This is a genomic window from Chitinasiproducens palmae, assembly GCF_900095735.1.
Classification (GTDB): domain Bacteria; phylum Pseudomonadota; class Gammaproteobacteria; order Burkholderiales; family Burkholderiaceae; genus Chitinasiproducens; species Chitinasiproducens palmae.
Map to the genome: position 1 here is coordinate 120,651 of NZ_FNLO01000012.1, position 22,680 is coordinate 143,330.

21 protein-coding genes are annotated in these 22,680 nt (G+C 66.1%); 14 read left to right on the top strand and 7 right to left on the bottom strand.

Annotation, left to right across the window (positions count from 1 at the left end):
• The first annotated feature begins 81 nt into the window (after positions 1–81).
• The 6 genes from BLU54_RS18370 (at position 82) to BLU54_RS18395 (ending at position 6,091) form a co-directional block, all read left to right on the top strand.
• Positions 82–1,065, top strand: coding sequence for a branched-chain amino acid ABC transporter permease (locus tag BLU54_RS18370; protein ID WP_091911658.1), 984 nt, complete (start codon positions 82–84; stop codon positions 1,063–1,065).
• Positions 1,062–1,916: an ABC transporter ATP-binding protein gene (locus tag BLU54_RS18375; protein ID WP_091911660.1), complete on the top strand. Its 855-nt coding sequence runs from the start codon at positions 1,062–1,064 to the stop codon at positions 1,914–1,916. The genes BLU54_RS18370 and BLU54_RS18375 overlap by 4 nt, the downstream gene beginning before the upstream one ends.
• Positions 1,903–2,604, top strand: a complete 702-nt coding sequence (locus BLU54_RS18380; RefSeq protein WP_091911662.1) for an ABC transporter ATP-binding protein — start codon at positions 1,903–1,905, stop codon at positions 2,602–2,604. The genes BLU54_RS18375 and BLU54_RS18380 overlap by 14 nt, the downstream gene beginning before the upstream one ends.
• An 80-nt stretch (positions 2,605–2,684) precedes the next feature.
• On the top strand, positions 2,685–4,175 hold the full coding sequence (locus BLU54_RS18385; protein ID WP_091911664.1) for an aldehyde dehydrogenase family protein: 1,491 nt from the start codon (positions 2,685–2,687) through the stop codon (positions 4,173–4,175).
• Between the two features lie 68 nt (positions 4,176–4,243).
• Entirely contained in the window at positions 4,244–4,915 is a 672-nt protein-coding gene (gene alkB, locus BLU54_RS18390; RefSeq protein WP_091911666.1) for a DNA oxidative demethylase AlkB, read from the top strand.
• A gap of 207 nt (positions 4,916–5,122) precedes the next feature.
• Positions 5,123–6,091 (top strand): methylated-DNA--[protein]-cysteine S-methyltransferase, encoded by a 969-nt coding sequence (locus BLU54_RS18395; RefSeq protein ID WP_235838023.1) that lies wholly within the window; start codon positions 5,123–5,125, stop codon positions 6,089–6,091.
• A gap of 104 nt (positions 6,092–6,195) precedes the next feature.
• Here BLU54_RS18395 and BLU54_RS18400 read toward each other — a convergent pair whose 3' ends face one another.
• Entirely contained in the window at positions 6,196–6,666 is a 471-nt protein-coding gene (locus BLU54_RS18400; protein ID WP_091911800.1) for a YbaK/EbsC family protein, read from the bottom strand.
• 877 nt (positions 6,667–7,543) lie between these two features.
• Here BLU54_RS18400 and BLU54_RS18405 point away from each other — a divergent pair.
• Positions 7,544–8,350, top strand: coding sequence for an IclR family transcriptional regulator (locus tag BLU54_RS18405; protein WP_091911802.1), 807 nt, complete (start codon positions 7,544–7,546; stop codon positions 8,348–8,350).
• 58 nt (positions 8,351–8,408) lie between these two features.
• Here the strand turns inward: BLU54_RS18405 and BLU54_RS18410 are convergent, their stop codons facing one another.
• The 5 genes from BLU54_RS18410 to BLU54_RS18430 form a co-directional block, all read right to left on the bottom strand.
• Positions 8,409–9,311 carry a dihydrodipicolinate synthase family protein gene (locus tag BLU54_RS18410; protein ID WP_091911670.1) on the bottom strand — a complete coding sequence of 301 codons (903 nt, stop codon included), beginning with the start codon at positions 9,309–9,311 and terminating at the stop codon, positions 8,409–8,411.
• A 147-nt stretch (positions 9,312–9,458) separates the two neighbouring features.
• A complete protein-coding gene (locus tag BLU54_RS18415) occupies positions 9,459–11,168 on the bottom strand; it encodes an ABC transporter permease subunit (RefSeq protein WP_091911804.1) in 1,710 nt (569 codons plus the stop codon).
• A gap of 114 nt (positions 11,169–11,282) precedes the next feature.
• Positions 11,283–12,383 (bottom strand): ABC transporter ATP-binding protein, encoded by a 1,101-nt coding sequence (locus BLU54_RS18420; RefSeq protein ID WP_091911672.1) that lies wholly within the window; start codon positions 12,381–12,383, stop codon positions 11,283–11,285.
• Between the two features lie 25 nt (positions 12,384–12,408).
• On the bottom strand, positions 12,409–13,506 hold the full coding sequence (locus BLU54_RS18425; protein ID WP_091911674.1) for an ABC transporter substrate-binding protein: 1,098 nt from the start codon (positions 13,504–13,506) through the stop codon (positions 12,409–12,411).
• Positions 13,507–13,694: 188 nt separating this feature from the next.
• Positions 13,695–15,131: an FAD-binding oxidoreductase gene (locus tag BLU54_RS18430; protein ID WP_091911806.1), complete on the bottom strand. Its 1,437-nt coding sequence runs from the start codon at positions 15,129–15,131 to the stop codon at positions 13,695–13,697.
• Between the two features lie 281 nt (positions 15,132–15,412).
• Here BLU54_RS18430 and BLU54_RS18435 point away from each other — a divergent pair, with 281 nt between their 5' ends.
• Positions 15,413–15,676, top strand: coding sequence for a cupin domain-containing protein (locus BLU54_RS18435; RefSeq protein ID WP_091911676.1), 264 nt, complete (start codon positions 15,413–15,415; stop codon positions 15,674–15,676).
• 56 nt (positions 15,677–15,732) lie between these two features.
• Here the strand turns inward: BLU54_RS18435 and BLU54_RS18440 are convergent, their stop codons facing one another.
• Entirely contained in the window at positions 15,733–16,296 is a 564-nt protein-coding gene (locus tag BLU54_RS18440) for an HXXEE domain-containing protein (protein WP_091911678.1), read from the bottom strand.
• Positions 16,297–16,778: 482 nt separating this feature from the next.
• On the opposite strand from BLU54_RS18440, the gene BLU54_RS18445 reads away from it, so the two are divergent.
• The 6 genes from BLU54_RS18445 (at position 16,779) to BLU54_RS18470 (ending at position 22,679) form a co-directional block, all read left to right on the top strand.
• Positions 16,779–17,819: a WD40/YVTN/BNR-like repeat-containing protein gene (locus tag BLU54_RS18445; RefSeq protein WP_139169752.1), complete on the top strand. Its 1,041-nt coding sequence runs from the start codon at positions 16,779–16,781 to the stop codon at positions 17,817–17,819.
• A gap of 13 nt (positions 17,820–17,832) precedes the next feature.
• Positions 17,833–18,693: an HpcH/HpaI aldolase family protein gene (locus tag BLU54_RS18450; protein WP_091911682.1), complete on the top strand. Its 861-nt coding sequence runs from the start codon at positions 17,833–17,835 to the stop codon at positions 18,691–18,693.
• 34 nt (positions 18,694–18,727) lie between these two features.
• Positions 18,728–19,684 carry an ABC transporter substrate-binding protein gene (locus BLU54_RS18455; protein ID WP_091911684.1) on the top strand — a complete coding sequence of 319 codons (957 nt, stop codon included), beginning with the start codon at positions 18,728–18,730 and terminating at the stop codon, positions 19,682–19,684.
• Positions 19,681–20,595, top strand: a complete 915-nt coding sequence (locus tag BLU54_RS18460; RefSeq protein ID WP_091911686.1) for a substrate-binding domain-containing protein — start codon at positions 19,681–19,683, stop codon at positions 20,593–20,595. The genes BLU54_RS18455 and BLU54_RS18460 overlap by 4 nt, the downstream gene beginning before the upstream one ends.
• A 92-nt stretch (positions 20,596–20,687) precedes the next feature.
• Entirely contained in the window at positions 20,688–21,620 is a 933-nt protein-coding gene (locus BLU54_RS18465) for a VOC family protein (RefSeq protein ID WP_091911688.1), read from the top strand.
• Between the two features lie 48 nt (positions 21,621–21,668).
• Positions 21,669–22,679: an amidohydrolase family protein gene (locus BLU54_RS18470; RefSeq protein WP_091911690.1), complete on the top strand. Its 1,011-nt coding sequence runs from the start codon at positions 21,669–21,671 to the stop codon at positions 22,677–22,679.
• Position 22,680: the final 1 nt, after the last annotated feature.

The window sequence follows — 22,680 nt, forward strand, 5'->3', positions numbered from 1 at the left end:
GATCGTCGGCGGCGCGCGCGCCACCGACGTTTCCGTCATGCCCGCGACGGCATGTTCCTTCCCCATATCACAAGAGCGCACATGCATCCGCCTCCGACCGCACTCGATTCGAACGCTGGCGCGCCACGTCGCGCCTGGCACCTCAGGCACTGGACCGGCCTGCTCGTCCTGGCCGTGCTGATCGCCGCCCTGCCCTTCGTCATGCAGTCCGTCTACCTGCTGCGCCTGGCCGCGCTGATCTGGATCATGTCGCTGGCCGCGCTCGGCCTGCACGTGCTGACCGGCATGGCCGGCCAGGTGAGTCTCGGGCATGCCGGCTTCTTCGGCATCAGCGCCTACGTGGTGGCGATCCTGCCGGCCCGTTACAACGTGCCGCCACTGCTCGCCGTCGCAGTGGCGGTGCTCGCCTGCGGCCTGCTCGCGTTCATCATCGGCAAGCCGATCCTGCGCCTGCGCGGCCACTATCTCGCGATCGCGACGCTTGGCCTCAGCCTGCTCGTGGCGTTGGTCATCACCAACGAGGGCGCGCTCACCGGTGGGCCTGACGGCACCAGCGTGCTGCCGCTCACGATAGGCGAGCTGAGCGTGACCGGCACGCGGATCTGGTACTGGATCAGCGGCGGCCTGTTGCTGATCGGCATCGCGCTGGCGATTTGCCTGCGGCACAGCCCGACCGGACGGGCGCTGTGCGGCCTGGTCGACAGTGAGGTCGCCGCCGCGGGCATGGGCATCGACATCGCCCGACGGAAGCTGCAGGCGTTTGTGATTGCAGCGGTGTACGCCGCCGTTGCCGGCGCCGCGCTGGCCCTGATGAACGGCTTCCTGACCCCGGACGTGGCCAGCTTCATGAACTCGGTCGAGTTCGTCGCGATGGTCGTGGTCGGCGGCGTCAGCTCGCCGCTCGGCGCCGTGGCGGGCGCCGCCATCCTGTCGCTGCTGCCGCAGGCGCTGGCGACGGTGCCCGAATACCAGGACGTCGTGATCGGCCTGATCATCATGCTCTCGATGATCTTCCTTCCCAATGGCATCATTCCGGCGCTCGCGCGCGTGTGGCGGCAACGATGAACGCAATCGCATCCCTCGCGGTCGCCCGGAATCCGGAAGCGCCGCGCCTGCAGGTCGAAGGCCTGTCGATTCGCTTTGGCGGCTTGGCCGCCGTGCAGGACGTGTCGTTCCACGTGCATGCCGGCGAAGTGCTGGCGGTGATCGGACCGAACGGCGCCGGCAAGACGACGCTGTTCAACATGGTGTCCGGCGTGTACCGGCCGGATGCGGGCCATCTGCGCCTGCACGGCGAAGACGTCAACGGCAGGCGGCCCTTCGAACTGGCGCGACGCGGCATGTCGCGCACGTTCCAGAACCTGCAGGTGTTTTTCCGGCTCACCGTACTGGAAAACGTGATGATCGGTCGGGCGCGCTGGGAGAAGACCCATGTGCTGTCGGACCTGCTGATGCTGCCGTCGGTCCGGCGCCAGAATGCCGCGACGCGCGAGGCCGCGCTGCGCTGCCTGACGCGGGTCGGTCTCGCGGAAGACGCCGAGCGCATCGCCGGCAACCTGTCGTACGGGGCCCTCAAGCGCCTCGAGATCGCCCGCGCATTGGCCACCGAACCCGAAGTGCTGCTGCTCGACGAGCCGGCCGCCGGCTGCAATGCGGTGGAAACCGCGGAGATCGACCGGCTGGTGCGCGCGATTGCCGACAGCGGCACGGCCATCGTGCTGATCGAGCACGACATGAAGATGGTCATGCGGATCTCCGACCGCATCCTCGTTCTGGACCAGGGACGCGTGCTGGCGACAGGCCTGCCGGCCGATATCCGCCGCGATCCGCGCGTGGTCGCCGCCTATCTCGGCACGCATGCCGACGAGGTGCAGACACGTTCAACCGCCTCGGAGGCCAATCATGCTGCGGATTGACGGCCTGTCGGCCGCGTATGGGCGCGTGACCGCGCTGCAGGACGTCTCGCTCGAAGTCGACGAGGGAGAAATCGTCGCGCTGCTGGGCGCCAACGGCGCCGGCAAGACAACCCTGCTACGTACGTTGTCCGGCGTGCATCCAGCGCGACGCGGGCGCATCCTGCTCGACGGCAAGCCGATCGAGCGCAGCAAGCCGCACACGCGCGTCGACCTCGGCATCGCGCAGTCTCCGGAGGGACGGCAGGTGTTCAAGTCGCTGAGCGTCGAGGACAACCTGCGCCTGGGTGCCTATCGTCGCCGCGACCGGGACATCGCACGGGACACGGACGAGGTCTACGCCTTGTTCCCGGTGCTCGGCGAGATGCGCAAGCGGATCGCTTCGGCGCTTTCCGGCGGCCAGCAACAGATGCTTGCGATCGGACGCGCGCTGCTGTCGCGGCCCCGTCTGCTGCTGCTCGACGAACCGTCGCTGGGCCTGGCGCCGCTGATCATCGACCAGATCTTCGGCATCGTCGCCTCGCTCAAGGAGAAAGGCATCACGGTACTGGTCGTCGAACAGAACATCGCGGTCGCCCTCGGCATCGCCGACCGCGGCTATGTGCTGGAGACCGGACGCATCGTCCACACCGGCACCGCGCGCGCCCTGCTCGACGATCCGGCGGTACGCGACGCCTACCTCGGTGTGTGACGACCGCTAGCGCAAGCCGGTCGTGCGCGGCGTCCATTCGAGACGCGCGCACCGCCCGGAAATTTCCAGGAGAAACACCGATGAACGCAGTTCCGATGCAGGACATCGCCCGCCAGGCCATTCGAGACAGGATGCTCATCGACGGCGAATGGCGGAGCGCCGCCGATGGCGGCACCTTCGCGGTCTTCGATCCCGCCACGGGTAGCGAGATCGCACGCGTGCCGGCTGGCAATGCCACCGACGTCGACCTCGCCGTGCGGGCCGCGCGCGCCGCGCTCCAACGGGCGGAATGGCGCGACATGCTGCCGGCCGCGCGAGAACGCCTGCTGTTGCGCTTCGCGGATCTGATCGACGCCCACGCGGACTCGCTCGCCGCGCTCGAAACGCTGAACCAGGGCAAGCCGCTGGCGCTCGCGCGCGCGGTCGAGGCGGGCGGCAGCGCCCAGTGGTTGCGCTACATGGCCGGCTGGGCCACCAAGATTGACGGCAGCAATGTCGAGCTGTCCGTGCCGTTCCCGCCGGGCACCCGTTATCGCGCGATGGTCACGCGCGTGCCGGTCGGCGTCGTCGGCGCCATCGTGCCGTGGAACTTCCCGGCGGCGATGGCAATGTGGAAGATCGCGCCCGCGCTGGCATGCGGCTGCACGGTCGTCCTGAAGCCCGCCGAGGAAACGCCGCTCAGTGCGCTGCTGCTGGCCGAACTCGCGCTGGCGGCAGGCGTGCCACGCGGCGTGCTGAACGTCGTCACCGGCAGCGGTGAACAGGCCGGCGCGGCGCTGGTCTCGCACGCCGGGGTCGACAAGATCACCTTCACCGGCTCGACCGAAGTGGGCAAGCTGATCGGCGCGCGCTGCGGCGGCGACATCCGGCGCGTCGCGCTCGAACTGGGCGGCAAGAGTCCGGTCATCGTGCTCGACGACTGTGACCTCGACCGCGCGGTGGCCGGCGCAAGCGCCGCCATTTTCGCGAACAGCGGCCAGATCTGCACGGCCGGCTCGCGGATCTATCTGCCGAAGCGCTTGTACGAACCGGCGGTCGCCGGCCTGGCCGAGGCAGCGGAAGCCGCCACGCTGGGTTCCGGCTTCGAGGCGGACAAGATGTTGGGACCGCTGGTCTCGCAACGCCACCGCGAGCGCGTGCTCGGCCTGATCGACACCGGTCGGCAGGAAGGCGCGGAGTTGGTCGCCGGTGGCGCCGCGCCCGAGCGCGACGGCTACTTCGTGCGTCCGACCGTGTTCGCGAACCCTTCGAAGGCGCCACTGACACTGGTCCGCGAGGAAGTCTTCGGACCCGTGCTGGTGGCCATGCCCTACGACGATCTCGACGAAGTGATACGGGCGGCCAACGACACGATCTACGGGCTCGGCGCCAGTGTCTGGACACAGGACATCAGCCGGGCGATGCGCGTTGCCGACCGCCTCGAGGCCGGCAACGTATGGCTCAACGCCCACAACATCGTCGACCCGGCGATGCCGTTCGGCGGCTTCAAGCAGTCGGGCATCGGCCGCGAGCACGGCCGCGCCGCGATCGATGCGTACACGGAGTCGAAATCGATCTGCTTCGCCTACTGACGCGCCTGGCATGCGATCATTGCCGCCTGGAGCGCGCGGGTCGCCCGCGCGCATGGGCGGGAGCGGCAATGGCGCAGACGCGCGGACTGTTCGATGACGAGGCGGACGAGACGCTGGGCGGCGGACGCGGCCGGCAGCGCCTCGGCGAGCACGCGTGGGTGCTGCGCGGCTTCGCACTGCCCGACATCGAGGCACTGCTTGCCGGCGTGAAGGCAGTGTTGTTGGCGGCACCGCTGCGCCAGATGCACACGCCGGGCGGTTTGCCGATGTCCGTGTCGACCAGCAACTGCGGCCGGCTCGGCTGGGTCAGCGACCGCGCCGGCTACCGTTACGTCGCCCGCGATCCACTGACCGGTCGCGACTGGCCTGCCCTGCCGGCCGCCTTCGAACGGCTGGCACGCGAAGCCGCCGCCGCGGCCGGCTTCGACGGCTTCGTGCCGGACGCCTGTCTGATTAACCGTTATATGCCCGGCGCCCGCATGTCGCTGCACCAGGATCGCAACGAACGCGACATGGGCGCGCCCATCGTTTCGGTTTCGCTCGGGATGCCGGCCATCTTCCTGTTCGGCGGCCACGCGCGGGCCGACCGGGCGACGCGTATCCCGCTGCTGCACGGCGACGTGGCGGTATGGGGCGGCGTCGACCGGCTGCGCTTCCACGGCATCCTGCCGCTGAAGGCTGTCCCGCATCCACGCGTTGGCGAGCGGCGCTTCAACCTGACCTTCCGCAGAGCCGGCTGACCACGCGCCGGCGACGGCGCGCCCCGGCATCGAGGCCAGACATGACGAAGCCAGACATGACGCCAGACAAGACGAAGCCAGCAAGCCGAAGCCAGCGCGCCGATACAGCCAGCCGAATATAGCCAGCCGAATGCGACAGACAGAATGCAGCGAGCGCAGTGCAAGAAACGGAGTGCGCGCGCGCGGCAATCTCACTACAGTTGCCCCATGAACCGAGCCACCGCCTCCAAGCCCAGCCAGCGCACCCAGTCCGAGCCCGCCGTTGCGACGATGCGCGACGCGCTGCCGGGGACCTCCGCGCCCCAAGACGATGCCGATGGGCGCGCCGCGGCCCGCGTCACGGACGCCTGCCGTCTGATCGAAGCGGCCGGCGGACCGGTGCCGCTTGCCGAACTCGCGCTGCGGACCGGCGTGAGTACCGGCTATCTCCACCGCCTGTTCCGGCGCCTCACGGGATTGACGCCGAAGGCGTATGGCGATGCCTGTCGAGCGCGACGGCTGCACGCCGAGATGGGCAGTGCCAGGTCGGTCACCGACGCGCTGTACGCGGCGGGCTTTGGTTCGAGCAGCCGTTTCTACGAGGCCGACCGCCTCGGCATGGCCGCAGGCAACTACCGGCGCGGCGGCCTGCGGACCGCGATCCGTTTCGCGATCGGCCAATGTACGCTGGGTGCGCTGCTTGTCGCGGAGAGCGAACGCGGCATTTGCGCGATTCTGCTCGGCGACGAGCCCGAGGCACTGCTGCACGATTTGCACGCCCGCTTCCCGAATGCCGTCCTGCACGGCAACGACGTCGATTTCGAGCAACGCGTCGCGCAGGTCGCAGGGCTCGTCGAGGCGCCGTGGCTCGGCCTCGCGCTGCCGCTCGACGTGCGCGGCACGGCGTTTCAGGAACGGGTCTGGCGCGCCCTGCGCGACATCCCGGCCGGCACGACGGTCAGTTACACGGAGCTGGCGCGTCGTGTCGGCGCCCCGGCCGCGGTGCGCGCCGTGGCCGGCGCTTGCGCGGCCAATCTACTGGCCGTCGCGATACCGTGTCACCGCGTGGTGCGGCAGGACGGCGGACTGTCCGGTTATCGTTGGGGCGTCGATCGAAAACGCGCGCTGCAATTGCAGGAAGCCCGGCGGCACGACGACGTCCCCCGCCCCGTCGTCACCGACAGCACCGGCGAGTGACACGACAGGCGCCGGCACGATTTCGTCGTGTCGGCCACCGATGCGCGGCTTGGCTTGCCGCCCAGCCGTGGCGTTGCCCGGCATACCGCAGGTGTCGTCCGACCTCAGGACGCCTCGACTCGCGCGACGTCGATCCAGGTCGCGCCGGTAAGCGCCGCAAGGCGCTCCGGCGCGATGCGAATCGCCGCATGTCGGGCACCGGCCGCCGGCAGTACGATATCGAAGGCGCGCAATGACTCGTCGCAATACACCGGCAACGGCTGTGCAAGGCCGAATGGGCAGACGCCGCCCACCGGGTGGCCGGTCAACGTCTCGACCGTTTCGGCTTCCAGCATCTTCGCCTTGACACCAAGCGCCTGCTTGAGTTTGGCGTTGTCCAGACGCGCATCGCCGCGCGCGACGATCAGCACGACGCGCTCGCCGACGCGCAACGACAGGGTCTTCGCTATCTGGCCCGGCGCCACGCCGTGCACGGCTGCGGCTTCGGCGACGGTGGCGGTGCTGCTGCCCGCTTCAATGATGTCGATGTCGGGTGCGTGGCTGGCAAGGAAGGCGCGTACGCTGTCGAGACTCATGGGCTGGAAAGGATGCCGCCGGCGGCGCACCGCGTCGCGCCAGCGGAAGTAAGATGGAGACCGGCCCGACGATAACACGTCGCGCATCGGACGTGCATCGCAGCGCCCGCCAACTGCCCTGCGCGACGTCGCTCGCGCCTCCGCAAAAACAGCGCCCGCGACGAACGCCGACTCAATCGCTGCACGCATTCGCTCCACGCACTTATCCATCGCACTGATCCATCTCAATCACCGATTGGGCTCGCCATCGACGAGCCGCGATCGATCCGACGCGACGCTCTACCGACGCGCGCCATCGCCGTGGGCGCAGCGTGCCCATCTCACATACAAGCCATGCCCTGTGCCCTTTCCGGCACGACAAGTGTCGGCCACGCCGACGCGGGACGCCTCCGCCCGCTCGGTACAAGCGCTTTGCTTTAATTCAGCATGGCTCGACGCTGCGTCGTCCGAACGCCGTTACCTCGGTGCCGGCTGCGGGCGAGACAGCCCTTTGGTTTGCCCGCCTGCCCATCGCCGGTACGTAGGCGGCGTCGCCAGTACGCGCCGCATGACAACACGCAGAATTCGTTGTCCTATGAATCTCATGGGGTCGTGACCACGCCGCGCCACCGGTCGTTTTTTCAACGTGTCGCCAGTTGCCTCGCGCATCGAACACATCGAGCGCGCGCAACATGTCTGACATGCGTGGGCTCCAGCATGCCCGGCGCGGTCGTCGGGTCGCATCGTCAGCGCATCGCCAGCGCATGATCGGCGTTCGCCTCTCGCCCACCACCTCGATTCCACCTATCGATTCCCTGCAACGTGCATTTACTACGCTCCGTGAATGACTATACTGTCACGCACGCGCGACGCATGTCGCGAGACGATAGAACAGGCCATGTCCCAGCCCACAACCACGGAAACGCATACACGATCTTCTCTTTTCATCGGTTCGACGGACAAGACGTTTCGCGTGTTGCATGCGTTCGACGGTCCCGCGCGCCATCTGACGTTGATCGACATCGCACGCACCACAGGGCTCGACCGCAGCAGCACGCAACGGGTGGTGCACACGCTCGAGGCGCTCGGCTACCTGCATCGCATCCCTGACACGCGCATGTACGGCCTGACCACCAAGGTCCTGCAGTTCTCGTATAACTATCTGCGCGCGAACGAACTGATCGAGAAGGCATCGCCCTACCTGCTGGACATGAGCCGCCGGCTAGGCGAAACGACCAACTTGCTGGAGCTCGACGCGAACGAAATCGTGTTCGTCGCGCGCTTTCCCGGCCAGCACCTGGTCAACATGGACATCGTCGTCGGCGCACGCCTGCCCGCGATGTTCACGGCCGCCGGCATCGCAATCATGTCACGCCTCTCGGAGGAGCGCGTCAAGGCGATCCTCGCGCAAACGCGCCTTGAGCCGTTGACGCCGTTCACCGAAACCGACCCGCAGCGGCTGCTCGAGCGCATCCGCAAGGTCGCTCGGCGCGGCTATGCGGTCGCGGAAAACGAGACAGTGTTTGGCGACATCTCGATTGCTGCTCCGGTCACCGACTACGGTGGCATCGGCGTGGCCGCGATCAACATCTCCGTGCCTACGTCGCGCTGGACGCTCAAGCGTGCCGAGGCGGAACTCGCGCAGCACGTGCAGGTAGCCGCGACTTCGATCTCGAAATCGCGGCTGTCGGCGCTACGACGCTGACGACCGCTCGCTCAACGGAACATCCACTGCAGCCGGACGGCCCGGCGGCAGTGCTCCGTCACTTTGCTCCGAACGCTTCGAGCTGCTTCGCCAGTTCACGTCGCAGGTTGCCGGCCAGAACCGGATCGGGTTGGCGCAGCGGCGCAAGCATGTCCGGCGCGTCGACACCGATCAGGTCCATGACTGCCTTCATCGGTCCCGGATTGGTTTCGGCGAAGGCCATCGACATCAACGGAATCAATTGCCGGTGCAGCGCAAGCGCCTGCTGCAGCTCGCCGGACGATGCCAAGGCGTGAATACGGCGCCAGGCGGCCGGCAGCAGCGAGGCAGTCACCAGGATGCCGCCTCGCGCGCCCGCAGCGACGTGCATCGGGAACAGGGTGTCTTCACCGCTCAGCACCGTGAAAGACGGATCGACGCCGGCAACCGTGCGCAGGAAGTGCCACATGTCGGTGTTGCAGGCCTTCATCCCGATGATGCGCTCGTGGCGCGACAGCTCGTGCAACACTTCCGGCGCGATCGAGATGCGGGTGCGATACGGAATTTCGTAAATCAGGATCGGCACCGGCGACTGATCCGCATAACGCAGGTAGTAATCGCGAATGCCTTCCTGCGTCGGATTGGTGTAGTACGGCGTGAGCACCAGCAATGCGTCGGCGCCCGCGGCGGAAAAGTCCCGCGCCGCACGCATCGCATCGTGGTATCCCGGATCAAGCACGCCCGCTATGATCGGCAATTCGTTCTTTACCTCGCTGGCGAGCAGTTCCACCATGCGGATGCGCTGCGCATGATCGAGCGCGCCGTATTCGCCGGTACCACCCAGCGGCACGAAACCGTCGACGCCCTGCGCGCGCAGGTAGCGCACCAAGGTCTGCGTCGCTTCGACATGGATGGTGTCGTCCGAGTGGACGGGCGTCGGAATGGCCGGCAGGATGCCGTGCAGTCGGTCTGAAGTCAGCATGTCTTTTCTGGACGAGTACAGGAACGGAGCGGAAAACGGATCTGGCGGGTGGCACGCATCGCTCGCCGCCACATGTTGCTGCAGCCACGTGTTGCTGCGGCCACCAGCGAGGACGCGGCAGGGCTGCCGCCGCGTCCCGGTTGTGACTCAGGCCAGGCTGCGTCGCCGCAGGCGCTCGGCGATCCAGATGAGCGCGGCGATGAACACGAACAGGCAGGTCGACACCGCGGCGACGACCGGCGACATGTCCATCGTGATCTGATCCCAGAACTGCTTGGGTAGCGTCGTGCTCAAGCCGCCCGAGGAGAACAGCGCGATGGTCAATTCGTCGAACGAGGTCGCAAAGGCGAACAGGAAGGACGACAGCAGCCCTGCGCCGAGGATCGGGAACGTGACGCGGCGCAAGGTTGCGAGCGGGCCAGCGCCGAGCGTCTGCGCCGCCTGGTCGAGCCGCGTATCGTAGTTGCGCAGCACCGCCATCATCGTGATCACCACATACGGCACAGCCACGACCGTGTGCGCGAATACCAGTCCGACCGAGGAGCCGACCAGACCGATCTTCGCGAAGAAGTAAAATACGCCGACCGCGATGATCATGCGCGGTATCACCACCGGTGCGAGCACGAACGCCAGCAGACCGGCGTTGCCGCGCAAGCCGCCGCGCACCAGCAGGAACGCCGCTGGCGTACCGATCAGCATCGACAACAAGCCGGTGCCGAGTCCGATCCAGATCGAACGCTGGATCGCGTCGACCCACACGGGCGAAGCGAGGAACTGCTGATACCACTGCAGCGAGATGCCTTGCGGCGGCCACGCAAGTCCGGCACCGCCGTTGAGCGACAACGGGATCATCAGGAAAGCCGGCGCGCTCAGGAAAACGATCAAGATACCGACCACCGTGCGCAGCAGCCAGCCCCGCCCTTCGCCGGCTTCACCGCGCCGCTTCGGCAAGACGCGCAGCAGCACGTCGGTGACGGCCCCGAGCACACCGAGCAGTGCGTCACCCGCTTGGCGTCCAACGCGGCCGAGCGCGCCGCCACTGCGTCCGTGCCCGCCGCCACCCGTCATGGTCGAGAGACCGACGAGGCGGTCGTAGACGAAAAACACGACGAGCACGACCGCCAGCAGCAGGACCGAAATCGCGCCTGCGAAGCGCCAGTTCAACGCTTGCATCACCTGATCGATGATCAACTGCGTGATCATCGTCTGACCGCGCCCGCCGAGCAGCGCTGGCGTGATGAAGAAGCCGATCGCGGTGACGAAGACCATCAACGCGCTGGCCGCGACCCCCGGCAGCGACAACGGAAAGTAGATCTTCCAGAAAGCCGTGCCTGGCCGAGCACCCAGGGTGGCGGCGGCAGTCGGGAGACGACGATCGATGTTCTCCATGACCGACAGCATCGTCAGCACCGCCAGTGGCATCAGCGCGTGCACCATCCCGATCACGACCGCGGACAGGTTGTAAAGCAGGTTCAGCGGCGCGTCGATCAAGCCGGTCCACAGCAGGAACTGATTCACGACGCCGCGACGTCCGAGCAGGATCACCCAGGCGAAGGTTCGCACGAGGAAGCTGGTCCAGAAGGACAGCAGCACCCAGAAGACGAGACGGTTCTTGCGCGCTTTCGTCGCCACCGAGATCAGGTAGGCCACCGGGTAGGCGGCCAAGACCGAATACAGCGTCGTCCAACCGGCCACCTTCAACGTGATCAGCAGCACGTCCACGTACACCGACGACGCGAACAGGCGGCGGTATTCGGCCAGCGAGAAACCGTCGCCATCGCGCACGCTCATGAACAGGAGCTGCCCGACCGGATAGACCAGCAGAATTGCGAACAGCACCACCAGCGGCAAGGCCATCGCGGCAAGCCGCACGCCGCGCCGCAGCCTCGGCCTGCGCGGCGATGCACGGCCGCCCGGCCTGCCCTCCGGGCCCGGATCCCGCATTGCCTCCAGGGACGCGTGTTTCATCGGCTAGCCTCCGATGGCGACCGCGTCAGCGGCGTGCCAAGACAGTTGCAGCGTCTGGCCGATCGCATAGTCGCTGCTCGAACGGTTGGTCGGAAACGCTGCCACCAGCGACGCATCCGCGGCAAACGGCGACTCGAAATAGAGCTTGGTCATGCCGCCCGTCACCATCACGTCGCTGAGCCGCGCGGACACCATGCCGCCGTCGGCACCGTGGGCGCCGGTGTCCGGCGTGCGTACCGTCAGGTTCTGCGGCCGCACCATCACGCTGACCGCATTGCCGGCGCCGACGTGCGGGTCGTAGACCATCGCCCGGCTTTCGGAGCCGTCGTTCAGCCGCACGCCGATCTGTTCGCCGACACGCGGGCCCGCCTGCCCGGCCAACAGATTCGACTCGCCCAGGAAATCCGCGACGAACACGCTCGACGGACGGAAATAAAGATCGGCCGGCGTGCCGAGCTGCGCAATGCTGCCCGCGTTCATCAAACAGATGCGATCCGACATCGTCATCGCCTCTTCCTGGTCGTGCGTCACGTAGACGATCGTCGTGCCCAGTTCGCGATGGATGCGCTTGATTTCCAGCTGCATGTGGTCACGCAGCTTCTTGTCGAGCGCGCCCAGCGGCTCGTCCATCAGAATGATCGAGGGCCGGTACACCATGCAGCGGGCCAGCGCGATACGTTGTTGCTGGCCGCCCGACAGCGCTTTCGGATAGCGATCCGCGACGTGCGGCAGATGGACCATCTCCAGTGCCTGCATCACCCGCGTGCGTATCGACGCCGCCGGCTCCTTCCGCATGCGCAGCGGAAACGCGATGTTCTCCGCCACTGTCATGTGCGGGAACAGCGCGTAGTTCTGGAACACCATGCCGATGTCCCGTTCGTACGGCGCACCGTAGGTCACGTCGGTTCCGTTGATCCGGATCGAGCCACCATCCGGCTGTCCCAATCCGGCAATCAGCGTAAGCAAGGTGGTCTTGCCCGAGCCGCTGGGTCCGAGCAGCGTCAGGAATTCGCCTGGCGCCACATCGAGATCGGTCGGCGCGAGCGCGACGAAGTCGCCATAGCGCTTGGTCAGGCCGGCGATGGAGAGGTTGGAAGCGGGCATGTCGACGATCCGGTTGACGCTGCGTTCAGCTCAGGACCCAGCGGTTGAAACGCTCCAGGGCCACGCTTTGGTTGTCCAGCCAGTATTTCGGGTCGATGTGGAGCGCCGTTTTCATGTTCGCCGGGAAGGAAGGCGAACTTTTGGCCTGCTCCGGCTTAACGTAGTTGAATGCTTCCGGCTGCGTCAAACCGGCCGGGAAGTACTCCATCAACGCTGCCTGCCGCTTCGGATCCGAGGCGAACTTGATGAATTCGCGACAGGCGTCGGCGTTTGGCGTGCCTTTCAGGATCGCCCAGTTGTCGCAGCTCCAGATGTTCTGATCCCAGACGATCTGCACCGGTGCGCCGTTTGCAATGGCCGACTGCGCACGCGAAACCCAGGTGGCGATCATGTCGACTTCGCCGGACGCCAGCATCTGTTCGACCTGGGCGCCCGTGGTCCACCACACGTCGACGTGCTTGGCGATCTTGTCGAGGCTGGCGAAAGCCTTGTCCAGATTGCACGGATAGACTTGCGACACCGGCACGCCGGAGGCAAGCAAGGCTTCCTCGACCGTATCGAACGGAAACTTCCGCAAGCCGCGACGCCCCGGAAAATCCTTGACGTTCCACATGTCGGCCCACGAGGTCGGCGCCTTGCGGCCCTTGAAGGCATCGGTGCGATACGCCAGCACGGTGGTGTACACATTCGTGCCCACCGCGTAGTCCGACATGTATTGCTTCGGGATCTTCGCGATGGTGGGGTCCGCGCCCAGGCCGTGCTTCTCGAGATACTGCTTCGGTCCGGCCGTCAGGGTGAGCACTGCCGGCTGGCTGATCTTGGCCATGTCCCACGTATAGGCGCCGGTCTCGACCATGCTCTTGATCTGCGCGGTCGGCTCCGCATTGGCCTGCGCGCTGACCACCTGAATGCCGGTCTTCTCGGTAAACGGCCGGTAGTAGACGGCGCCGTATGCCTTGCTGTAGATGCCGCCGTCGTCGCGCACGACAATGCGCTTGCTGGCGGCACGCGACGGCGTCCAGACGAACGGGAAAGCCACGGCGGCGGCACCGGCCGTGACGGTCTTGAGTGCGCGGCGGCGGCCGGCGTGCAACACGTCGCTGACTTCGGCTTGCTTCTTCATGAAGACTCCTTCTCTGTCGAGTTTGAGACCGCGCCAGGGCGCGTGATGGGAGACACTGCCGTGCGCACGGCTGCTGCGCTTATTGGCGCTTACTGGCGCTTAGTGGCGCTCGGTGGCGCTCGGTGGCGCGGCGACCGACGTCGGGCGCCCGGCGCTCGCGCCCGGCACCGGCGATGTCGAACGGCGGACTACTGCAAGGCCGGCAACAGACGGCCGGGATTAAGCAACTGCCTGGGATCGAGTGCGTGCTTGACGGCGCGCATGACAGCGAGCTCGACGGGCGTCTTGAAATACGCCATCTCCGGCAGGCCGCTTTGGCCGACACCGTGCTCCGCGCTGAACGTGCCGCCGAGCGTGGCGGCCGCCTGATTGACGCAGTGGCGCATGCGAGCCGCCATCGCCGCCTGATCATCGATCTGCCGCCATGCGTCGAACGAGAAGAACGGGATGAAATGCACATTGCCGTCCCCGAAGTGCGCGACGATGACGGTCGGCAGCCCCGGCACGATCTCGTGCACGGCGCGCGTCGCGCTCTCGATGAACGCCGGCACGGCCGACACCGGTACCGCGCAGTCGGTGGTCAATCCCATGCCGCCCTTCTTGTTTGCCTCCGATACGCTGTGACGAATTTCCCACAGTGCGTGACGCTGGCCCTCGCTGTTCGCGATCACCGCGTCGACCATCAAACCGCCTTCCACCGCGGCCGACAACACCTCTTCCAGCAGACCATTCATTTCGTCACTGCCGCCGGTATCGGCCAGCTCGACCAGCACATGCCACTCATGCATTGCGTCGAGCGGATTGCGTCGTTGTGCGACATGGTCCAGCACCATCTGCAGTTGCGCCGCATTCATCAACTCGAATGCCGAGAGGCGCGCGCCGCACCGGGCCTGGAACATGCCGAGGATCTCGAGCGCCGCGGCCGGGCCGGTCGGCGCGAACCAGGCGACCGCGCGATGGGTCGGCAGCGGATGGAGCTTGAGCGCCGCCGCCGTGATGATGCCGAGCGTACCCTCGGTGCCAATGAACAGATGTTTGAGGTCGAGCCCCGTGTTGTCCTTGCGCAGCGCCCGCAAGCCATCAACCACCGTACCGTCCGCCAGCACCACTTCGAGCCCCAGGACGTTCTCGCGCGTGTTGCCATAGCGCAGCACCGACGTACCGCCTGCATTCGTGGACAACGTCCCGCCAATCTGACACGATCCTTCCGCGCCGAGACTCACCGGATACAACCGCTGCAATGCGGCGGCCGCCTCTTGAACGGTCTGCAGCACGCACCCTGCCTCGACCACCATGGAACCGTTGGCGGCATCGATCGACCGGATCCGACGCATGCGCGACAGGCTGATGATGACCGGGGGCACCCCGCCCGCGGCCGGCGTCGCGCCGCCACACAGACTGGTATTGCCGCCCTGCGGCAGAATCGGCACGCCATGCTCGGCGCAGATGCGCACGGCCAGCGCAACGTCCTGCACCGTGGACGGTTGTACGACGCAGGTCGCCGGCGCCTTGTACCGACCGCGCCAGTCCTCGATGAACCCTTCCATGTCGTGTGGCGTGCTCAGCACCGCGCTGTCACCTAGCGCGTCGCGCAATGCAAGGATCAAGCGCTGAGGGTCGTTCATGCGTGTCTCCTGTCGACGTGCCGGGCGGCGAAACGCGTTCCGACGCACGCAGAATAACCACACAAAAATCGCAGAGGGATGCAATCGATTGGAATGCGATCGATTCAACTGCAATATCGGGATGAAAGCGTGGTCGTCCGATGACTTGTCGACCGTTGCCATGCCAGCGCGATGCCTGACGCCGACCATCTTCGGAATGCCCCTGCCGCAAGCAGACCGAACGAAAGTGCGGGATCATGCATGCACGGCACCGGAGCACGTCGAGGTTGGGACTATTTGCGATGGATAAAGAGACTTTTCTCGACGAGCTGGACCACGACGGCTTTACACAGCGCGTGGTGGTGACCCGCGCAGCCGGCCTGTTGCCGGATCATGCGCACCCCTTCGAGGCCAGAGCCTTGATCCTGTCGGGTGACATCGAGATCGTGGTGGACGGACAGCGTCGCACCTACCGCACGGGCGAGGTGTTTCGCCTGGCGGCGGGCCAGCGGCACGAGGAACGTTACGGCGCCGACGGCGTGCAGTACCTGGTCGGACGCCGCTGAGCCGGCACGACGCCGTACAGCGCAACGCCGCTGTAGCCGGCGGCGTGCTGAGGGGTTCAAGACGGTCGGCGCAAACGCGCTTTGACATGCAGCGCGATCGCCACGTGTATCGCGACGGCGATCGCCAGCCCGAGCGCATGCATGCTGCCCCGTCCGCCACCGTCAGCCTGGATGGCCCGCAACCCATATAGGCCGGCCGGCAGAAAAAGCACAAGCGCCGTGACCAGGCCAGGGTTGTACATACGCATCCGCACGCCTTGCAGGATATGCACGAGCGCGTTGACCAGGACCAGATAGACGGCAATCAGCCCATAGCCGGTATCGATACAGACGGCCAACGTCAGCGACACCGCCAACACGCCCCATACGCCCGGGACGTTGACGATGAACACGGCCAGCCGCGACATGACTTCCGCGCCGCCACCGATCTTCTCGTTCAGGAACAGCCTGAAGCGGTCGCGGTCGTGCTCTTCGTACTGGTGAATCATATAAATGGGCAGGAACAGGTAGCCCATGGCGAGCGATGGCGGCCAGCCCGCAACGACGACCGGCGCGATGGCAAGCAGCAAGATGCCCGCAAGGAACCCGCCATACACCCAGTTTTGCGTCAGCCTTTCCATGCCTTCCTTCCCCGTTATGCCGCGCCCGCGCCGCCAACGCGATGCGTGACGCCATGCCGCGATACTTGTTCTAGGTAACGCCAGCGATCCGTTCTGTTGCCGGTCGGCGTGGTCGCGCGCCACGTCGCAACCGGATGCCACTGCCCTGCAGCCACTGTGTCGTTGCCGGCCGCCAGCGCCGGTGTCGTCGCGCGCCGCCCGCATTGCCAACCGAACAGTACAAGTCCTGGCCGGCTCGCGATCGTAATACGAAATCGACGGATTGCCCTCGCCGCATCCGGCTCACGAAAAGAAGCGCTCCGCCGCGCGCTTCCGGGCCTGCCGGCAGGCAGCCAGACAGCTTAGCAAAAATCTATGCCCGCGGCGGATTTCCAATAACAAAGGCATTCGAGCGCCTCCTACACTGCATCCCATCGGTCCGAACAAGGGCTGCGGCGGTCGGCCCAAGGCGGCGGCCCCGCACAATACGAAAAGGAGGCATGATGCAGAACCTGAAGCTGGTCGGCACGGCAGTGACGCGGCCCGAAGCGGTCGGCGGTCTGTTTACACTCGAGGACGGCGGCGACTGGCAATTGGCGGATGGCATCCCGACCGACGCCGCGGTCCAGGCGATCACGCCGCATCCGAGTCGTCCAGACGTCGTCTACGCGGCCACGCGCAAAGGGGTGTTCCGCTCGACCGATGGCGCGCGGCGTTGGCACCGCTTGCAGGTCACCGACGAGCCCGTGCAGTTCTGGACAGTCGTCGTGCATCCCCAACAGCCGGATGTGCTTTTCGCGGGCACCGCGCCGGTCGGCTTCCATCGCAGCGACGACGGCGGCGAGACCTGGCGTCAATGCCGAGCCGACTATCCGGAACGTTTCAAGATTTCCTTCGGCGCATCGCGTGTGATGCGGATCGCGTTCCATCCCACCGACCCGCGCGTGATGTACGCGATCGCCGAGATCAACGGCTTCCTGATCAGCGAGGACGGCGGCGAGACCTGGCGCGGCGAGCACGAAGGCATCCTGGCGCTGTCGCAGTTGCCGCATCTCAAAAGCAAGCTCGAAACGGACGACGACGCCGAGGGCATGTTCGACGCGCATTCGGTGTGCACGACGACCGCCGACCCCGACGCCGTGTTCTACATCTGCCGCCTCGGCATCTTCGTCAGCCACGATCGCGGCAAACATTTCCGCGACCTGGAGGTCGGCAAACAGGCGCCGTTTTCCTACACCCGCGACTGCCGCTTCGTGCCCGGCGCGCCGCGCAAGCTGTATGCATGTTTCAGCATCTCTTCGCGCAGCAACGCAGGCGCGCTCTACGTGAGCGACGATCTGGGCGACAACTGGCGGCGCGCCGACGCCGCGGTAACACCGCGCAGCACGATGATGGGCTTTGGCGCCCATGTCACCGATCCGAACGGCATCATCACGGTCACGCGTGGCGGACAAATCTTCTACACCACGGACGGCGCCCGCTCCTGGACGGAAAAGCAGTTGCCAGCCAATGCCGGCGACGCATTCTGCGGCGCGATTCTCTGAACGGAGCGGATCGATGACACAACGTCTGAACGGCGTCATTCGCGCCCTCGAAAGCGGTAGCGGCATTGCCTTCACATCTTTCGTACAGGCCGAAATCGAGAGCGCGGTCAGCTTCGCTCAGTCAGCGAACGACGGCGTGGTCTTCGAGCTGGAACACACGCCGTGGGACATCGCCGCGCTGCGCGTCGCAATGCAGTTCCTGTTGCTGCGGCAGCGGATCGTGCAGGCCGGCTCCGCCGCCTGCACGATGACGCCGCTGGTCCGGGTTCCGGCGAGTGGCAGCGAGATGAATCAGTGGTTCGCCAAGCAGGCACTGGACCTGGGCGCCTACGGCATCGTCTGGCCCCGCATCAGTACCGCCGAACAGGCCTACAACGCCGTGGCCGCCTGCCGCTATCCACGTCTGCCGTCGCGCCCCGACTACGAACCCGCCGGGCTGCGCGGCGACGCGCCGATGCCTGCGGCGCGCTATTGGGGGCAGGAACAGCAGGCGTACTACCGCAAGGCGGACGTGTGGCCGCTGGCGCCCGAAGGCGAGATTCTCAGCGTGATGATGATCGAGGACGTCGCCGCATTCGACAACCTGGAGGACATCGTCAAACGGGTGGCCGGCATCGGCGTCTTGTTGATCGGCGAAGGCGATCTCACGCAGGAACTGGGCTGTCCTCGTCAGTACGACAATCCAGAGCTGCTGCGCTTGATGGCGCATGCCGTCGAAATCGGCAAGGCCTACAACATTCCAGTCGGTCACCCGCATGTGAACGCGCACAACATCGCCGATGTTATCGCGCAGGGGTATCGCTTCCTGATGACCTTCCCGCAGCGCGACTTCTCGGCCCTGCGCAAAGGGCTTGAACTGAGCGGACGCACATGAGCGACGCAACTCGAACTGCCAACGGATACCAGTCATGAGCGAACCCTTATCGATCGTTCTCGGCCAGCACGGTCAAGTGCGGGCACTGCGCGATGGCAGCGTGCGCGTCGATGGCTATGCGCTCGACTTCGTCGACGTCAAGCGCATGCCCGACGCCTATCGCGCGATGGCTCGCCAGCAGCCCTACGACATCTGCGAGATGGCGCCGACCTCCTACCTGATGGCGGTCGCGGCCGGCGCGCCGATCACCGCCCTGCCACTGCCGATGACGCGCCGGTTTCGGCACGCCGGTCTGCAGCGCCGGCGCGACAGCGACATCAGGCAGCCGACCGATCTGGAAGGCCGCACGGTAGGCAGCCGCACCTATGCCGTGAGTGCGGCCGTGTGGACCCGGGGCATTCTGGCCGACGACTACGGCGTGGACCTGAAACGCATCGAGTGGCTGACCGAGGAGGACGAGAACGTCGAGACGTTCGTGCTGCCACGCAATGCCCGTCGGATACCGGACGGCGAAACCCTCGCTGACCTCATGCGACGCGGACAGCTCGACGCGGCATTCGGCGGCCTTGCCGGCTTGGGCGCCGATCCCGGCGACGCGCTGGTCGAACTGGTCGAGGACGCGGCGGCCCGCGAGTCGCGTTGGTTCGAGCGCACCGGCATCTATCCGCTGCACGGCGTGATCGTCGCGCGCAACGACGTCCTGGCACGCCATCCGACGCTCGCCACCAGACTGTTCGACGCATTCGTCGCCGCCAAGGAGCGCTATCTGGACGCGGTGCGGGCTGGGCGCGCCGACACGCCGGAGGACAGACGCTACCGCCAGCTCGCGAAACTCGTCGGCGACCCGCTGCCCTACGGCCTGCAGGAAAACAAAGCCTCGCTCGAAGCACTGATTCGCTATGCCCACGAGCAGGGTTTGATCGAGACACGTCCGTCGCTCGACAGCGTCTTTCTGGACCCGCGCGGCATCGCCTCGCCGCTAACCGTATGAAGGAATCGAAAGGCATGGATACGCCAGCGCGAACCCGCCTGTCCGCCATGATGGGCACCTACGGCAAGACACGTCCATTAAAGGATGGCACGCTGCAATCGCCGCTTCTGGAACTGGCTTTCGCACCGGTCGACACCGCGCAGAAAGCCTTCAAGGACGTTGTGCGGCGCGAGCAGTACGACGTCTCGGAATTGGCCATCATCACCTATCTGCAAGCCTTCGAAGCGGGCAAGCCGTATTTACTGCTGCCCTTCGTGATGAACGGCAACTTCCATCACGGCAGCGTGTGGTGCCGTGACGATGCGACATTCGGCCCGACCGATCTGGCCGGCAAACGCGTGGCGATGCGCGCCTACACGCAGACCACGCCCACCTGGGTGCGCGGCCTGCTCGCCGACGAGTACGGCATGCGTCTTGAGGAAGTGCGCTGGCTGAGCCAGGAGGGCGCCCACGTGGAGGGCTACGACGAGCCGCCTTGGGTGAGCCGCCTCGATCCCGGCACTGACCTCGAAACGCTGCTCCGCACCGGTGAGGTCGACGCCATCATTGCCGGCGGCGGCTTGTCCAAGGAACCCGGCATCCGGCCATTGCTCGATGCCCCGGCGGACGCCGCGGCCCGCTGGTACGCCCGCACCGGCATCGTTCCGATCAACCATGTCGTGACGATCCGGCAGTCGGTCGCCGACGGCCGCCCGGACCTGGTCCGCGAGCTTTATGGTCTGCTGTTGGAAAGCCGGACGCGCGATACCGCCTACGTCCCGGCACAGCAACCGGACCTGCAACCGACGGGCTTCGAAGCACTGGCGCCCGCGTTGACGTTGGCCGTGCGCTACGCATACGAGCAACGCTTGATCAAGCGGATGTTTTCGCTGGGCGAGCTGTATGGCAGCGTGCGCGGCGCGCTGGCCTGAGCGACCGGCTATGCCCGGTTCTTGCAGTGTCGCAACGGCGTGCCGAGCGCGCCGGCGCGGCGCCACGTTTAGAAAAAAGTGAGGAGACAATCATGCCATCGAACATCAGCGGCATGTCGTACGTCAGACTGGGCGCCCCGGACCTGGGCCGGATGGAGCATTTCCTCGAAGACTTCGGCATGGTCAAGGTGCATCGCGACGCGACACGGCTTTACATGCGCGGCGTCGGCGAGTCCCCCTTTCTGCACGTGACCGAGCTCGGCGACCCAGGCGTGATCGCGTTCGGCTACGAGGCACGAGACCCCGATGTGCTGACCGCTCTCTCGCAGCGCACCGATGCGCAGGGATTGGAACACGTCGACGCGCCCGGTGGTGGGCGACGCGTGCGCTTGCGCGATCCCAACGGGCTGTGCGTTGAAATCGTCGCGGCGCGCGAGCCGGTCGCGCGTCTGACACCCAGGGTATTGATCAGAGAAGCCGAGGGCGAGAGCCGGGTGCAAGGACCCGCACGCGTCGAGCGGATCGCTCATACCGCCTACGCGACGCCCAATCTGCAGGCGATGATCGCCTGGTATCAGGACGCGCTCGGCGTCATCCCCACCGACGAGCTGTATGTCGATACCCCCGACAACGTGCTGGGCCAATTCGACCGCGTCGACCTCGGCGAGGCGCCGGTCGATCATCACGTGATCTTCCTGCTGCGCGGTCCGCGAGCGGGCATGCACCACGTGTCCTATCAGGTCGAAGGCGTCGACGACATCTTCTTCGGCTTCGATCACATGACTGACCGTGAACACGGCCATGTGCGCGGCATTGGCCGCCATGCGCTCGGCAGCCAGATCTTCAATTATTGGATGAGTCCGTACGAACAGATGCACGAGCACTGGATCTCGCACGAGAAGCTCAACGCCAAGAGCAAGTTCAACCGCATCAAGATTGGCGAGGGCATGAGTCATGACACCGGCGAGCGTCCATCGGAACGTTTCGTCAAGCAGGCCACGCCGATCGTCGCCGCCAACGTCTGAAGCGGACGCGCGTCCGCTTCCATCCGTTCCCTCTGGAGCTTATCCGGCATGATCATCGACTGCCACGGGCATTTCACGACAGTGCCCAAGACGCTGCACGCCTGGCGCACCGAACAATTGGCCCACCACGGCCGTCGGTACGGCGCACCGCTGCGCATTTCCGACGACGAACTGCGCGCCGCGCTGGAGACCCAGCAGCTCAAGGCGCAGCGCGAGCGCGGCCTGGATCTCACACTGTTCTCCCCGATCGCAGGACAGATGGGACACCATCTCGGCACGCTGGACCAGAGCATCGAATGGTCGCGGCTCTGCAACGATCTGATCCACCGCGTCTGCACGCTGTATCCGGCGCGATTCGCCGGGGTCTGCCAGCTGCCGCAGTCGCCCGGGCAGGCGGTCGATGCCTGCGCGGAGGAGCTCGAACGCTGCGTGCGCGAGTTGGGCTTCGTCGGGTGCAATCTGAACCCGGACCCATCAGGCGGCTACTGGACCGATCCGCCGATCACCGACCGCCGCTACTACCCGCTCTACGAAAAGATGGTCGAGCTGGACGTGCCGGCGATGATCCACGTGAGCAGTTCGTGCAACCCGTGCTTCCATCATGTCGGGGCGCACTACTTGAATGGCGACACCTCCGCCTTCATGCAACTCCTGCTGGCGCCCGAGCTTTTCAAGACATTTCCGACGCTGCGCTTCGTGATTCCGCATGGTGGTGGCGCGGTCCCCTATCACTGGGGTCGGTATCGGGGTCTTGCTCAGGATATGGGACTGGCCGCGCTCGACGGCGGCATCCTCAACAATGTCTTTTTCGATACCTGTGTCTATCACCAGGCCGGCATCAACCTGCTGACCGACGTGATTCCACATCGCAACGTGCTGTTCGGTTCCGAAATGATAGGCGCGGTCAAGGGCATCGATCCCGAAACCGGGCATCACTTCGACGATACGCGCCGCTATGTCGAAGCCACGCCCCATCTCTGTTCGGCGCATCAACAGGACGTTTTCTGCAACAACGCGATGCAGGTCTATCCCGGCCTGCGGTCGAGAATCACTTCCTGAT